The following is a 14,059-nucleotide window of genomic DNA, read 5'->3' as shown; positions in this document are numbered from 1 at the left end:
CTTTCACCGAACACCTCGCCTTTACTGAACGCTTTCCCTTTACCGAACGGAGTCCTCCGGTGCCGCTCCTCCCCGGGGCCGAGCCGTTCCGCCATGAAGGCGGTCGGGTCGGCGTCCTCGTCTGCCACGGGTTCACCGGTTCCCCGCAGTCCGTCCGCCCCTGGGCCGAGTACCTCGCGGCCCGCGGCCTCACCGTCTCGCTGCCGCTGCTGCCCGGGCACGGCACCCGCTGGCAGGACCTGCAGGTCACCACCTGGCAGGACTGGTACGCCGAGGTGGACCGCGAGCTGCGCGCGCTGACCGGCACGTGCGACCAGGTCTTCGTCTGCGGCCTGTCCATGGGCGGCGCGCTGACGCTGCGGCTGGCCGCCCGGCACGGCGACGCGATCAGCGGCATGGTCGTGGTGAACCCGGCGAACAAGGTGCACGACGCGGCGGCCCCGCTGCTCCCGGTGCTGCGCCATGTCGTCCGTACGACCAAGGGTCTGACCAGCGACATCTGCCAGGCGAACGCGATGGAGACCGGCTACGACCGGGTACCGCTGCACGCCGCGCACTCCGTACGGCAGTTCTTCCGCCTGGTGGACGCCGAGCTGCCGCAGGTCACCCAGCCGCTGCTGGTGATGACCAGCCCGCAGGACCACGTGGTGCCGCCGGCCGACTCCGAGCGCATCATGAGCCGGGTCTCGTCCAAGGATCTGCGGCAGAAGCTGCTGGAGCGCAGCTATCACGTCGCGACGCTGGACCACGACGCCGAGCAGATCTTCGAGGACACCTACGACTTCATCGCGCGCCTCGCACCGGCCGTGAAGGGGGAGGGGACGACCACCAGTGGGGGAGCGTGACCCGCGCGATCCTCTGGACGAGGACGCCGCCTGGGCAGAGATCGTGGCCTCCTACGGGGAGGAGCCGGCCTTTCCCGCGCCGGAGGACCGGCCGTCCGCGCCCGTCTCGGTGCGGCCGGAGGCCGGCGAGCCGGAGCGCCCGGTGACCGACCTGGACCTGGAGAAGGGCTTCAACCTGGAGCCGGAGCCGCGGCCCGAGCCGCAGTCCGAGCCGCAGCCGGGCGCCGGGGAGGCGGCGGGCGACGCGCCGCCCGCCGAGCGGCCGGAGAGCGGTCCCGCCGGCCGGCCCGGGGACGCCTCCGGCGACCGGCCCGGCAGCTTCATCGTGTACGCGCCGGGCGTCGGGCCGCGCGACTGGTCTGCCGACAAGCCCTCCGACGACGACTTCGACGAGGACGACGAGGACGGCGAGGGCCACTTCACACCGCCCGAACCGCCGCCGCTGCCGCAGGCCGACGTGACGACCAAGTTCGCCTGGATCGCGGTGCTGGGCGGCCCGCTGCTGCTGATCGTCATGATGCTGCTCCAGCAGCCGGTGACGTGGTGGATCACCACGCTGGGGATCGGCGGATTCCTGGGCGGCTTCGCGACGCTTGTCGCCCGTATGAAGGGCGATGATGACGATGAACCCCGGCCCGGGGGTGGTGCGGTCGTCTGACGGTGGCTCCACCGTCGTGGCTGGTCGCGCCCACGCGGCGGAGCCGCATATCGACACGCCCCGCGCCCCTTACGGGGCCGGTACCCGTAGCGCCGCCAGCACCGGCAAGTGATCGGATGCCGCCCGCAGGTCGGCTTCCTCGACGCCCGGCAGGTCGATCGGTACGCCGCACGCCAGGACCTCGACGCCGGAGGTCGTGAACACCCCGTCGATGCGCTGGTGCGGATCGTGCGGCGTGGAGGTGTACTCGCCGCCCCAGGGCGCGGCCTGCCAGGCGTCCGTCAGCGAACCGGCCAGCCGCCGGAAGCTGCGGCCCTTGGGCCGGTCGTTGATGTCGCCGCCGGCCACCGCGTGCGGCGCGTCCAGCAGCGCGAGCCGTTCCAGGAGCAGCCCCGCCTGCTCGTACCGCTCCGCCGCGCTCAGGCTCAGGTGCGCGCTGAGCACGCCGAGCCGCGCTCCCCCGATGCGCAGCACCGCGGTCGCGAAGCCGCGCCGGTGCAGCCCCGGGGACTTCGGCAGCAGGATGTCCTCGGCGCGCTCCACGTGGGCGCGGAGCGAGGTGAGGATCAGCGGGCCGCAGGCGGTCGCGCCGCCCGTGGCGTACACCAGCTCCGATTCCCGGGCCAGGGCCGCCGCGGCCTTCCGCCAGCGGAAGAAGCGCGGCGCCTCCTGGATGAGCGCGACGTCGGGGGCGCAGGCCCGGATGACCCTGGCGAGCGCCGCCCGGTCGTCACGCATCGAGCGGATGTTGTAGCTGAGCACACGGACGACGGCCGAGCCGTCGGACTCGGTAACGGACCGCGGGAATCCGGCCTCGGTCTCCGGGCGCTCGGCCACCACCGCGTCAGCCCTGGCGCGCGAGGTCGGCGGCGCCGACCAGGCCGGCCTTGCCGCCCAGCTGCGCGGCGAGCACCTGTGCGTGCGGCCGCCACTGATTGCCGACCAGCCAGCGCCGGAAGGACTTGCGGATCGGGTCCAGGACCAGCTCGCCCTCGTCGGAGACGCCGCCGCCGACGATGAAGGCGGAGGGGTCGAAGAGCGAGGCGAGGTCGGCCAGGCCCGCGCCGGCCCAGCGGGCCAGCTCGCGGAACGAGTCGATGGCGACCGCGTCGCCGTGGCGCGCGGCCTCGCTGATGTGCCGGCCCTCGATGCCCTCGGAGGTGCCGTCGCCCAGGCTCAGCAGGACCTTGGCGTTCTCCGGGGTCGCGAAGGCGCGCTGCTTGGCGTACCGCAGGAGCGCGCGCCCGGAGGCGTACTGCTCCCAGCACCCCTGGCTGCCGCAGCCGCAGAGCAGGCCGTCGGGGACGACCCGGATGTGGCCGAACTCCGCGGCGACGCCGAAGCGGCCGCGGCGCAGCTTGTTGCCGATGATGATGCCGCCGCCGAGGCCCGTGCCGAGCGTGATGCAGATGACATCGCTGTGGCCCTGGCCGGCGCCGAACTTGTACTCGCCCCAGGCCGCGGCGTTCGCGTCGTTCTCCACCACGACGGGGAGGCCGACGCGCTGCTCGACGTTGTCCTTGAGCGGCTCGTGGCGCCAGTTGATGTTCGGGGCGAAGAGCACCGTGGCGCGCTTCTCGTCGACGTACCCGGCGGCGCCGATGCCGACGGCCTCGACCTGATGGCCGGCCCCGACGCTGCGGACCGCGTCGGCGATGGCCTCGGTCAGCGCCTGGGAGGTCGGCGGGGTCGGCACCTTGCACGTCTCGAGGATCGTGCCCTCTTCGTCGACCACGCCGGCCGCGATCTTCGTGCCGCCGATGTCGACGCCGATGGTGAGTCCCATGTGTCCCTCAGTTTTCCGGTCGAACCCCGCCAACGGACAACCGTACCGGAGCCGGGGGCCCACCGGAGGCCAATGGATCACCAGCCGGACACCTGACCGCCGCAGCGGACCTGTCGGAGAGGACCGGTCCGGGCCGGTCCTCCGATAAAGACCGGTCCGCTAGTCGAGGTCGATCCGCTCGCTGCCGCCCGCGCCCGCGGGGCCGTCGTCGTCGCGCGGTCCGCCGCCGGGGCGCTCCGGGCCTTCCGCCCGCGGGCCGCGTGCCGTGGCGTCCCGGTCGTCGGCGGCGCCCCGGGTCCAGCGGCGCTCGCCCGCCTCGACGGCGGAGCGGTAGGCGGCGAGCAGCTCGGAGCCGGCCGCCGCGAGGTGGTCGAAGACGTCGGGGTTGCGCTCGATAACCGGCTCGACGGCGGCCCTGGCCTGCTGGAGGAACTGGTTGACCGCGCCCTTCGCGGCCATGCCGCCGACCGCGCCGGGCAGCTGGATGCCGGCGAGCTTGTCGGTGACGGCCTCGGCGAGCTTGCGCAGCTCCTCGGCGGCGCTGCCCGGCTGCCGGCCGTGCTCGGTACGGTGGCGGGCCCGCTCCGCCGCCAGGTCCTCGGCGCATGCCTGTTCCCAGGCGTCGTGGTCCGGCCGGTGGGGGTTGTCGGCGGGGCGCTCGGTGTCATCGCTCATGACGGGCTCCTGGCGGCGGTACGTCGGAGTGCGGGTGCTTCCGACGTTACCGGAATGGCGGTACTCACCGGCCCCGGAGCCCGGGACCTGCACCGTTCGTTCATTGACCGGACGGCCCGCCGCGCTCTCGGGGCCACAGGTCGGGGTCGGGGGTGAAACGGACGTGCAGTACCCCGTCGCGCAGCCCGGCGCCGGAGACGGTGCAGCGGCGCAGCGCGGAGGGGAGCGTACGGATGCGCCGGAAGGGGCCGACCGTGATGATCAGTTCGTCGCCGCGGCGGACCAGGCCGAGGGCGTCACGGGCCGCGCCGGGCAGCGGCAGCCGCCAGACCAGCAGCCCGTCCTCGGCGAGGCGGTCCGCCACGGTCCCGTCGAGGTCCGCGCGGCGCGTACCGCCGTCCGTGGCACCCTCCGCGGCACAGTCCGCGGCGCCGTCCGGCCCGCCGATCAGCTCGGCCAGCTCGGCCAGCTCCGCCGTCCCGCGGGGATCGCGGCCCAGGTGCGGTACCTCGTGCACCGGCACCCCGGCGAACTCCTCCCGCAGCTCCTTCAGGGCGGCCTGCTGCTGACCGGAGAGTCCGGCCAGGAACGGGTCGGCGGAGCCTGCGGGCAGCAGCCGGTTGGCGACCACGGCGTCCAGCCGGTGGCCGAAGAGGGCGAGGCCGGCGCGGGTGGTGCGCAGGTCGGCGGCGCCGGCCGGGCCGGGCTCGACGACCAGCCGGACGCTGGTGCCCGGGTCCTCGATGACCGCCTGCACGGCGGCCAGTTCGCCTTCCCAGCGCGCGGCGGTCTCGTACACCTTCTGCGCGGGCATCGGGACCCCGGCGAGCTGGGCGAGCACCGGGCGCAGCGCGCGGGCCGCCTGCCGCTCGGCGGGCAGCAGCCGGCGCAGGCCCCGGCGGGCCTGCTCGGGCAGGGCGAGCAGCCGGACGGCCCGGTCGGCGGGCGGCAGGTCGACGACGACCAGGTCCCAGGCGCCGGCCTCGTGCGCGGCGCGCAGCGCGTGCAGCAGCGCGAAGATCTCCGCGCCGGGGAGTTCGGTGAGCTCGTCCTCGTCCAGCGGGGTGGCGCCCAGCAGGTCGAGCGCGGCCGCCGCGCGCTCCTGGAAGGCCAGGAACTCGCGGCGGAAGTGGTCGGCGGTGTCGACTCTCAGAGCCCACAGGCCGGGCGCGGGCTCGGTGGGCTCGCCGGTCAGCGGCGTGCCGAGGACCGCCTCGGGGACGCCGCTCTCCAGGGTGAGGAAGAGGACGCGCTGCCGCCGGGCCGCCGCGAGGGCGGTGGCGGCGGCGACGGTGGTGCGGCCCGCGCCGCCGGGGCCGGTGACGAGGACCGTGCGCACGCTCAGCCGCTCGCGGCCTCGTCGGAGGAGCCCGGGGCGCCGCTCTCGACGCGCTTCTTCAGGCCGGCCAGCGCGCGGTCGATGATGACCTTCTCGGCCTTGCGCTTGATCATGCCGAGCATCGGGATCTTGACGTCGACGGTGAGCTGGTACGTGACCTCCGTACGCGCCCCGCCGTCCAGCGGCGCGAGGCGGTAGGAACCGTCCAGGGCGCGCAGCATCTGGGACTTGACGAGCGACCAGGCGACCTCGTGCTCGCCGGTCCAGGTGTAGGCGAGGGTGTGGTCGTCCTTGATGGCGCCGGCGTCCAGCACGAGCCGGACCTGCTGCGCGCGGCCCTGGTCGTCCTTCTCCAGTACCTCGGCCTCCTTGACCTCACCGGTCCATTCCGGATAGCGGTCGAAGTCGGCGATCACTCCCATCACATCGGCGGGTACCGCCTCGATCGTGATGCTAGAGCTGGTGTGTTCGGCCATCGCCGTGACTCCTCCATGCCGATTCATGCCGGTGCGCCGACTCGTGGGGCCCGTGTCCGGACGGTGCGGACGACCGTGTCCGACCCTGCTGCTGAAGGCTACCGCGCGGCGGGGGCCGCCCCGACCCGCGGTCCGCGGGCGTGGCCCGGTGCGCCACGGGTGTCCACGGGTATCCGCGGGTGTCCACGGGCCGCGCGGGTCACCACTCCAGCGCGAATGGCGTCCCAGTGGCATTGAAATGCCCGACATTGATGCATTCTGTCCGGCCGATCCGCATCCGGCGGGACAGCGGCTGGTGGACGTGGCCGAAGAGGGAGTAGCGCGGGCGGGTGCGATGGATGGCGTCGAGGAGGGCGCGGCTGCCGCGTTCGAAGCGGCGGGCGACGGTGTCGTAGCAGAGGTCGGGGACGTCGGGCGGGATGTGGGTGCACAGCACGTCCACCTCGCCGACCGCCTCGACCTTCGCGGCGTACTCCTCGTCGCTGATCTCGAAGGGCGTGTTCATCGCGGTCCGCAGGCCGCCGCCGACGAAGCCGAAGACCCGGCCGCCGATCTCCACCCGCTGGCCGTCCAGGACGGCGGTGCCGGGACCGGCGAACTCCGGCCAAAGACGGGGGAGATCGACATTGCCGTAGGTGGCGTACGTCGGAGTGGGGAACGCGGCGAACATTTCGGCGTACTGCTTGCGCACCGCGCCCTCGATGGCGGCGTGCCGGTCCCGCCCCGCCCACAGCCTGCGGCCCAGCTCACGCGCCTCCTCGAAGCGGCGGGCCGTGCGCAGTTCGACGAGCCGGTCGGCGTTCTCGGTGCCGAAGAGGTCGGGGAAGATGCCGCGCGAGTGGTCGGCGTAGTCCAGGAAGAGGACCAGGTCGCCGAGGCAGACCAGGGCATCGGCCCCCTCCCCCGCGGTGGCGAGGTCCCGGCTGTTGCCATGTACGTCACTGACCACATGTACGCGCATACGGCTCAGATTAGGCCCCCGGAACGGCTGCCGGGAGACCCCCCTCACCTGCGGTTACTTCCGAGTCACCGAAAGCCTGGACTACGCTGCGCGTAAGCCGTCCGGATGTGTGTGACGCATAAAACATCTGGGCGGGACCCCCTATCCCCGAAGGCATACCGATGGGTAACGTCCGGGCAGTCCAATCCCCCTTGCCTGATCATGGACCGCAGCCGGCCTGACGCATCGCGTGGTGACGCCGGCGCCACCGAGGAGCAGCAGTCTTGCGCGAGTTCAGCCTTCCGGCCCTGTACGAGGTCCCCGCGGACGGCAATCTGACGGATCTCATCCGCCGGAATGCCGCGCAGCACCCCGATGTCGCGGTCATCGGCCGCAAGGTCGCCGGCCAGTGGCAGGACGTCACCGCCGCCGCGTTCCTGACCGAGGTACGCGCCGTGGCCAAGGGCCTGATCGCCTCCGGCGTCGGGCCCGGCGACCGTGTCGGCCTGATGTCCCGCACGCGCTACGAGTGGACGCTGCTGGACTTCGCCATCTGGAGCGCGGGCGCGGTCACCGTCCCCGTCTACGAGACCAGCTCCCCCGAGCAGATCCAGTGGATACTGGGCGACTCCGGCGCCGTGGCCTGCCTGGTGGAGACGCCCGGGCACGAGGCCGCGGTGGAGTCGGTGCGCGACCGGCTCCCGGCCCTCGCCAACATCTGGCAGATCGAGCGGGACGCGATAGCCCGGCTGCACGCCGCGGGCGACGGGATGCCGGACGAGGAGGTGGACGCGCGCAGCGCCCTCGCCGACGCCGACTCCCCCGCCACCATCGTCTACACCTCCGGCACGACGGGCCGCCCCAAGGGCTGCGTCCTCAGCCACCGCGCCTTCTTCGCCGAGTGCGGCAACATCGTCGAGCGGCTGCGCCCCCTCTTCCGTACCGGCGACTCCTCCGTACTCCTCTTCCTCCCGGTCGCGCACGTCTTCGGGCGCCTGGTCGAGGTCGCCTCCGTGATGGCCCCCATCAAGCTCGGCCACGTCGCGGACATCAAGCACCTCACCGACGAACTGGCCGCGTTCAAGCCCACGATGGTGCTCGGCGTGCCGCGCGTCTTCGAGAAGGTCTACAACACCGCGCGGGCCAAGGCGCAGGCCGACGGCAAGGGCAAGATCTTCGACAAGGCCGCGGACACCGCGATCGCCTACAGCCGCGCGCTGGACACCCCGGCCGGCCCGTCGATGAGCCTGAAGTTCAAGTACAAGGTCTTCGACCGGCTGGTCTACGGCAAGCTGCGCGCCGTGCTCGGCGGCCGCGCCACGCACGCGATCTCCGGCGGCGCGCCGCTGGGCGAGCGGCTCGGCCACTTCTACCGCGGCATCGGCTTCACCGTCCTGGAGGGCTACGGCCTGACCGAGTCCTGCGCCGCGACCGCCTTCAACCCCTGGGACCGGCAGAAGATCGGCACGGTCGGCCAGCCGCTCCCCGGCTCCGTCGTCCGCATCGCCGACGACGGCGAGGTCCTTCTGCACGGCGAGCACCTCTTCACCACGTACTGGAACAACGAGCAGGCCACGGCGGAAGCGCTGTCCGACGGCTGGTTCCACACCGGTGACATCGGCACCCTGGACGAGGACGGCTACCTCGCGATCACCGGGCGCAAGAAGGAGATCCTGGTGACGGCCGGCGGCAAGAACGTCGCGCCCGCCGTCATCGAGGACCGCATCCGAGCGCACGCGCTGGTGGCCGAGTGCATGGTCGTCGGCGACGGCCGGCCCTTCGTCGGCGCGCTGGTCACCCTCGACGAGGAGTTCCTGCCGCGCTGGGCCACGGAGCACGGCAAGGTGGGCAAGAGCGCCGCCGAGCTGACCGAGGACCCGGAGCTGCTGGCCGCGGTCCAGCGCGCGGTGGACGACGGCAACGCGGCGGTCTCGCGCGCCGAGTCGGTACGCAAGTTCCGCGTCCTGCCGAACCAGTTCACCGAGGAGTCGGGGCACGTCACCCCGTCGCTCAAGCTCAAGCGCAACGTGGTCGCGAAGGACTTCGCCGAGGACATCGAAGCGCTGTACCGGGGCTGAGCGCCCCGTACGTACGACGTCGGCCGGCCCGCTTGTCCGCGGGCCGGCCGGCGTCGTTCCGGAGCGGCTGCCCTCGTTCCCGGGGGCTAGAGCAGCTCCTTCAGGCGTTCAGCCAGCAGGTCCCAGCGCCACTTCTCCTCGACCCAGGCGCGGCCGCGCTCGCCCATGGGGCGGCGCAGGGCCGGGTCCTGGAGGAGGGGGACGATGCGGTCGGCGGCGGCGGTCGGGGAGCCGCCCGGCACGACCCAGCCGGTCTCGCCGTCCAGCACCGCGTCCGGGGCACCGCCCGAGTCGCCCGCCACGACCGGCAGCCCGGTGGCGGACGCCTCCAGGTAGACGATGCCCAGGCCCTCCACGTCCAGGCCGCCGCGCCGGGTGCGGCAGGGCATCGCGAAGACGTCGCCCGCGCCGTAGTGGGCGGGCAGCTCCTCCCACGGGACGGCGCCGGTGAAGTACACGTCGTCGGCCACACCGCGGTTGTCCGCGAGGGCGCGCAGGTCCTTCTCGTACGGGCCGCCGCCCACGATCAGCAGGGCCGCGCCCGGCACCGCCGCCCGGATCCGCGGCATGGCCTCGATCAGGGTGTCCTGGCCCTTGCGCGGCACGAGCCGGGACACGCACACCACGACCGGGCGGTCGGCGAGCCCCAGGCGGGCCCGTACCTCCTCGCCGCCGGAGCCGGGGTGGAAGGTCTTCTCGTCCACGCCGGGCGGCAGTTGGGCCATCCGCCCGGCGGCCGCGGGGGTCAGCGCCCGCGCGATCCGGGAGCGGGTGTACTCGCCCAGGTACGTGATCGTGTCCGTGCCCTCGCCGATCCGCCGCAGCAGCTCCCGCGAGCCCGGCAGCTGCGCCCAGCCCGCCTCGTGGCCGTGGGTGGTGGCCACGATCCGGCGCGCGCCGGCCGCGCGCAGCGCGGGCGCCATCAGCCCGAGCGGGGCCGCGGCGCCGAACCACACGGACGTACAGCCGTGTTCGCGCAGCAGGGCCGCTGCGCGGCGGGTCACCCGGGGGGTCGGCAGGAGCATCGTGGTGCGGTCACGGAAGACGGGGTACGGCTGCGCCGCGTCGAAGGCCGCGGTGGCCGCGGTGCCGTCCGCGCCGCGCTTCCAGGTCGAGGCGTAGACGACGACCTTCTCCGGGTCGAGACGCAGCGCCATGCTGTGCAGGAATGCCTGGATGCCGCCGGGGCGGGGCGGGAAGTCGTTCGTGACGATGAGGGTCTTGTCCATCAGGGCCGACAGTAGCGCGTGCCGCATGGGGCGCCCCGTGAGGGGCGCGGGGAACTGCGCGAGCAACCACAGCGGCGGGAAAGGTACGGACCTCGTACCTCAGCCCAGCGCACGCTGCACGTACGTTCGCCACTTGGCCGTGAACTCTGCCGTTGAGAGATGCAGCTCCTCGCGCATCGTCCGGTCCAGGCCCGCCGCGCCCTCGGGCGCATGGGCCATCGCCCGATAGAAGGCCACCAAGCGGTCCTCGCCCCACGTGTCGGCGATCAGGCGGCAGGCCAGCCAGGCGCCCTCGTACGCGCGGTTCAGGCGGTCGGCGCCCGCGTCGAAGGTGAAGTCCGCCGCGGTCGGCAGCCGCTCCGGCAGGCGGCCCGCGGCCACCGCGCGGGTCAGTTCCGGTGCGGCGGCGCGCGGCGTGCGCCGTGCCGTGCGGTAGGCGGTCCAGTCGGCGAAGCCCTCGGAGAGCCACAGCGGGGTGGCGGCCGTCGTCACGGCACGCGTGGCGACGTGGGTCGTCTCGTGGGTGAGGACGATGCGGCGGCCGAGGTCGCTCAGCTCCCCGTACGCCTGCGGGTTCACGATCACCCGGTCCGCCGGTGCCCGGTTCGAGGCGCCCGCCTCGCCCGTGGTGACGGCCGCGATCCCCGTGTACGCGGAGTCGTCCGAGGAGCCCAGCAGCTCGGCCATGCGGCGCACCGAGTCCGGCGCCTCGACCACCACCTTGCGCGACCAGCGGCCCGGCCAGGCGTCCGCGACGGCCGGCACCGCGGCGTCCGTGCGCCGGGCCAGCTCGCGCAGCCGCGCCGCGGACTGCCCGGTGCCCAGCACCAGGCTGCGCTCGCCGCGCACGAGCCGGACCCGGCCCTGGTCCCACAGCTGACGCGCCGTCCGCTTGCCGTTCGGCGCGCCGTCGGTGTCCGAGGTGATCCGCCAGTGGCCGTCGCGCCGGGTGAGGGTGAGGTACTGGACGGCCGTGACGGGCGCGGTGTCGTATCCGGCGAGGCGGTAGCGGAGCCGGACCTCGGCGGCGACGCGGGGGCCGCCGCCCGCCGCGGCGGGGAGCGGGAAGGCGCCGGTGCGCACGAGGCGGTAGCGCCAGTCGGCGAGCGGCACGCCACGCAGGTTCGCGAACATCGCCCGCTGCCGGTCCCGGAAGCCGTCCGCCGCCGGGTCCACCGAGGCGAGGAAGGCGCCTTCGTCCCGGTCGCGGACGGCGGCGGCGCGAGCGTCCAGCACCTGCCGCACGGCCGTACTGTCGGTCACTTCGCGGGAGGGGCCGCCGCAGCCCGTGAGCACCGCGAGCAGCAGGGCCAGACAGGCCGCCGCCCAGGTCACCGCCGTGTGCCGCCGGTACGGCCGCCGCATTTCCACCACGCGCCGAATCGTACGCGTGAGCGGATACCGGCGGACAACATTCGGACGCTCGTCAGCCGCTTCCGGTGGGACCGGCCTCAGACCCGGGTCACCCCGGACACCGGCATCATGCCGACCGGGTCGTACCGCACCTGCGCGCCCGGGTGCGGCGCGTGCACGACCTGCCCGTTGCCCACGTACATCGCGACGTGGCTGGCGTCGGAGCGGTAGATGACGAGGTCGCCGGGGCGGGCCTGGGACAGCGGGACCTGGCGTCCGGCGTACCGCTGCGCCTGCGAGGTGCGCGGCAGGGAGACCCCAGCTCTGGCGTACGCCCACTGCATCAGCCCGGAGCAGTCGAAGGAGCGCGGGCCCGAGGCGCCCCAGACGTACGGGGCGCCGACCGCCGAGCGGGCCGCGGCCACCGCGAGCGCGGACCGGCCGGAGAGCCCCGAGAGTTCGGTGAGCTCCGGGAGCACACCGTCGCGGGCGCCGCGCGAGGCGCGGGCGTAGGCCGCCCGGTCGCGCGCGGGCAGGGAGGCGAGCAGCTGCCGGGCCGCGCCGAGTTTCCGCTCGACGGCGTGCTTGTGGCGGGCGACGGCGCGCCGGGCCTCCTCCAGCCGGGCCAGCCGGCCGGCGGCCTCCCGGCGCTCGCGCTGCAGCACCCGCTCGGCGTCCACCAGCCGGTTCAGCCGTCCGGCCTGGGCGGTGCCGAGCCGGTTCAGGGTCTGCGCCTTGTCGAGGTAGTCGGCGGGGCGCGCGGAGAGCATCAGGGCGAGCGAGGGGTCCACGCCGCCGGAGCGGTACTGGGCGGCGGCCATCGCGCCGAGCCGGTCGTGCAGGCGGTTCACGCGTTCCTGGGCGCGGGCCGCGCGGTCCTGGAGTACCGCCACCTGGTCGCGCAGCTCGGCGGTGCGTTCCTTGGCGCCGTTGTACCGCTCGGTGGCCCGTTCAGCGCGGGCGTAGAGCGCGTCGACGCGCGAGGTGAGCTGCGCGTGGCTCGCGGTGCGGCCGGTGCCGGTACCGGGGTCGGCGGTCGCCGGGACCGCGGTCAGCGCGGCGGCGGTGGCCGCGGCGGCGGCCGACATCAGCGTGATCCGTGCCGGGCCCTGCGGGCCGGCCGGCGAGGAACGGCGGTGGGACGCCACGTGAGGCCGCACTCCCTTCCCGTGCAGCCCCTGCCGCCCGGGGCGGGCGGTCCGTGTCCGGCGGCTGCGAGGGCAGACAGTAATCGCGCCGGTACACCCCGGCCAAAGACCTCCGAACCCGCACAAAAATCCGCCTCGCCGGTGACTGTGCAGGTCACCGGCGAGGCGGTAAGTCAGGGGCGGCTGCCGCAATTCCCCCGATCGGGCGGCACGTTCGGACGTTTCCGGCGTGTCGGAGCCGCCCGTCGTCACGCAGCGTCGGCCGCGTAGCGCGTCAGACGCGGACGCCGTACATGTCAGACGCGGACGCCGTACATGAAGGGCATGTTGTCCATCGACTCGAAGCGCACCGCGGCGCCCGGCTTCGGCGCGTGCAGCACCTGGCCGTTGCCCGCGTACAGGCCGATGTGGTGCAGGTCGCTGTAGAAGAGCACCAGGTCGCCGGGCTTGAGCTGGCCGCGGCCGATCTGGGTGCCGGCGGTCGCCTGCTCCTGCGAGGTGCGCGGCAGCGACTGGCCGGCCTGCTGGTACGCCCAGGAGGTCAGGCCCGAGCAGTCGAAGGAGGACGGGCCGGTGGCGCCCCAGACGTAGGGCGAGCCTATCTTCGTCTTCGCGGCGGCGAGGGCCGCGGCGGCCCGCTGCGAGCTGGGGACGGCGCTGCCGAGGTCGACCCGGCTGTTGGCGCGGTTGGCGCGCTCCTCCTTGGCCTGGAGCGCCGCGCGCTCCTTGGCGGTGAGGGTGTTGAGCAGCTTCTGCGCCTTGGCGAGCTTGCCCTGGATCTCGTCCTTCTTGTCACCCAGCGCCTTACGGGTGTCGGAGAGGTCCTTGATCTTGCCGGCGGCCTCTTCGCGCTCCTGGGACAGGGTGCGCTGCTTGTCCGCGATGACCTTCAGCTGCGAGGCCTGCTTGCCGCTCAACTGGTCGAGCGTGGAGGCCTTCTCCAGATAGGTGTCCGGGTCGCCGGAGAGGAAGAGCTGCACCGAGGGGTCGATGCTTCCGCTGCGGTACTGGCCCGAGGCCACCGTGCCGATGCCCTTGCGGAGCTTGTTCAGGTCTTCCTGGCCACGGGCGACCTTGTCCTGGAGGCGGTCGACCTCCTTCTGCAGCTTCTGCTGGTCCTCCTTGGCACCGTTGTACTTCTCGGTGGCCTGCTCCGCCTGCTCGTAGAGCTTGTCGACCTCGGACTTGACTTCTTCCTTGGTCTGCTTCGGCGCGGCCTGGGCGGCCTGGGAGGACAGGGCGACCGCAGCGGCGGCGGTCGCGGTGAACACGGTGACGCGCGTGCGGCTCGGCTGCTTGGGTCGACGGTGGGACGCCACGGGGGCGAGCTCCTTCTTCCTTCAGCCGCCTACCGGGTGGTGGGGGAACTGGGATCCCCGGCTCCGCGTGAACGCCGCGGACTCGGCGGTTCCTTCACTGTTCATCCCGGTTGGATGATCAACTGCATGAAGGCTCGGGCCTGACCTTAGTAACCGAGTTGTGATCGCTTCAAATCTTCACGGGAAAAAACTTGGCCACACGCGCATCCTTTA

Annotated in this window: 13 protein-coding genes; 3 read left to right on the top strand and 10 right to left on the bottom strand. The window is 73.5% G+C overall.

Features of this window, described 5'->3' with window-relative positions:
- The first annotated feature begins 59 nt into the window (after positions 1-59).
- Together ACZ4MH_RS20535 and ACZ4MH_RS20530 are read left to right on the top strand one after the other, a co-directional pair.
- Positions 60-845, top strand: a complete 786-nt coding sequence (locus ACZ4MH_RS20535; RefSeq protein WP_351594052.1) for an alpha/beta hydrolase — start codon at positions 60-62, stop codon at positions 843-845.
- Positions 832-1,503 carry a hypothetical protein gene (locus ACZ4MH_RS20530; RefSeq protein WP_351594054.1) on the top strand — a complete coding sequence of 224 codons (672 nt, stop codon included), beginning with the start codon at positions 832-834 and terminating at the stop codon, positions 1,501-1,503. Before ACZ4MH_RS20535 ends, ACZ4MH_RS20530 begins: the two co-directional genes overlap by 14 nt.
- A 69-nt stretch (positions 1,504-1,572) precedes the next feature.
- Here ACZ4MH_RS20530 and ACZ4MH_RS20525 read toward each other — a convergent pair whose 3' ends face one another.
- The 6 genes from ACZ4MH_RS20525 to ACZ4MH_RS20500 form a co-directional block, all read right to left on the bottom strand.
- Positions 1,573-2,343 carry an endonuclease/exonuclease/phosphatase family protein gene (locus ACZ4MH_RS20525; RefSeq protein WP_351594057.1) on the bottom strand — a complete coding sequence of 257 codons (771 nt, stop codon included), beginning with the start codon at positions 2,341-2,343 and terminating at the stop codon, positions 1,573-1,575.
- Between the two features lie 4 nt (positions 2,344-2,347).
- A complete protein-coding gene (locus ACZ4MH_RS20520) occupies positions 2,348-3,289 on the bottom strand; it encodes an ROK family glucokinase (RefSeq protein ID WP_351594060.1) in 942 nt (313 codons plus the stop codon).
- Positions 3,290-3,448: 159 nt separating this feature from the next.
- Positions 3,449-3,964 (bottom strand): DUF5304 domain-containing protein, encoded by a 516-nt coding sequence (locus tag ACZ4MH_RS20515; protein WP_351594063.1) that lies wholly within the window; start codon positions 3,962-3,964, stop codon positions 3,449-3,451.
- 100 nt (positions 3,965-4,064) lie between these two features.
- On the bottom strand, positions 4,065-5,303 hold the full coding sequence (locus ACZ4MH_RS20510; protein ID WP_351594065.1) for an ArsA family ATPase: 1,239 nt from the start codon (positions 5,301-5,303) through the stop codon (positions 4,065-4,067).
- 2 nt (positions 5,304-5,305) lie between these two features.
- Positions 5,306-5,779, bottom strand: coding sequence for an SRPBCC family protein (locus ACZ4MH_RS20505; RefSeq protein WP_351594068.1), 474 nt, complete (start codon positions 5,777-5,779; stop codon positions 5,306-5,308).
- A 199-nt stretch (positions 5,780-5,978) separates the two neighbouring features.
- On the bottom strand, positions 5,979-6,728 hold the full coding sequence (locus ACZ4MH_RS20500; RefSeq protein ID WP_351594126.1) for a metallophosphoesterase family protein: 750 nt from the start codon (positions 6,726-6,728) through the stop codon (positions 5,979-5,981).
- Positions 6,729-7,003: 275 nt separating this feature from the next.
- Here ACZ4MH_RS20500 and ACZ4MH_RS20495 point away from each other — a divergent pair, with 275 nt between their 5' ends.
- Positions 7,004-8,797 carry an AMP-dependent synthetase/ligase gene (locus tag ACZ4MH_RS20495; RefSeq protein ID WP_351594071.1) on the top strand — a complete coding sequence of 598 codons (1,794 nt, stop codon included), beginning with the start codon at positions 7,004-7,006 and terminating at the stop codon, positions 8,795-8,797.
- A gap of 86 nt (positions 8,798-8,883) precedes the next feature.
- Here the strand turns inward: ACZ4MH_RS20495 and ACZ4MH_RS20490 are convergent, their stop codons facing one another.
- The 4 genes from ACZ4MH_RS20490 to ACZ4MH_RS20475 form a co-directional block, all read right to left on the bottom strand.
- Positions 8,884-10,026: a glycosyltransferase family 4 protein gene (locus ACZ4MH_RS20490; protein ID WP_351594074.1), complete on the bottom strand. Its 1,143-nt coding sequence runs from the start codon at positions 10,024-10,026 to the stop codon at positions 8,884-8,886.
- Positions 10,027-10,125: 99 nt separating this feature from the next.
- A complete protein-coding gene (locus ACZ4MH_RS20485) occupies positions 10,126-11,391 on the bottom strand; it encodes a hypothetical protein (protein ID WP_351594129.1) in 1,266 nt (421 codons plus the stop codon).
- A gap of 86 nt (positions 11,392-11,477) precedes the next feature.
- Positions 11,478-12,527: a C40 family peptidase gene (locus ACZ4MH_RS20480; RefSeq protein WP_351594076.1), complete on the bottom strand. Its 1,050-nt coding sequence runs from the start codon at positions 12,525-12,527 to the stop codon at positions 11,478-11,480.
- A 296-nt stretch (positions 12,528-12,823) separates the two neighbouring features.
- Positions 12,824-13,846 (bottom strand): C40 family peptidase, encoded by a 1,023-nt coding sequence (locus tag ACZ4MH_RS20475; RefSeq protein WP_351594079.1) that lies wholly within the window; start codon positions 13,844-13,846, stop codon positions 12,824-12,826.
- Positions 13,847-14,059: the final 213 nt, after the last annotated feature.

The organism is Streptomyces sp. NPDC026301, assembly GCF_055567935.1.
The sequence above is the reverse complement of the archived record's forward strand: the minus strand, read 5'-3'. Positions and strand labels throughout refer to the sequence as shown.

What these genes read in the sequence shown, in the direction of transcription:
- ACZ4MH_RS20520 (WP_351594060.1), bottom strand. Translation starts at nt 3,289, where the DNA reads ATGGGACTCACCATCGGCGTCGACATCGGCGGCACGAAGATCGCGGCC.
- ACZ4MH_RS20515 (WP_351594063.1), bottom strand. Translation starts at nt 3,964, where the DNA reads ATGAGCGATGACACCGAGCGCCCCGCCGACAACCCCCACCGGCCGGAC.
- ACZ4MH_RS20505 (WP_351594068.1), bottom strand. Translation starts at nt 5,779, where the DNA reads ATGGCCGAACACACCAGCTCTAGCATCACGATCGAGGCGGTACCCGCC.
- ACZ4MH_RS20490 (WP_351594074.1), bottom strand. Translation starts at nt 10,026, where the DNA reads ATGGACAAGACCCTCATCGTCACGAACGACTTCCCGCCCCGCCCCGGC.
- ACZ4MH_RS20485 (WP_351594129.1), bottom strand. Translation starts at nt 11,391, where the DNA reads ATGCGGCGGCCGTACCGGCGGCACACGGCGGTGACCTGGGCGGCGGCC.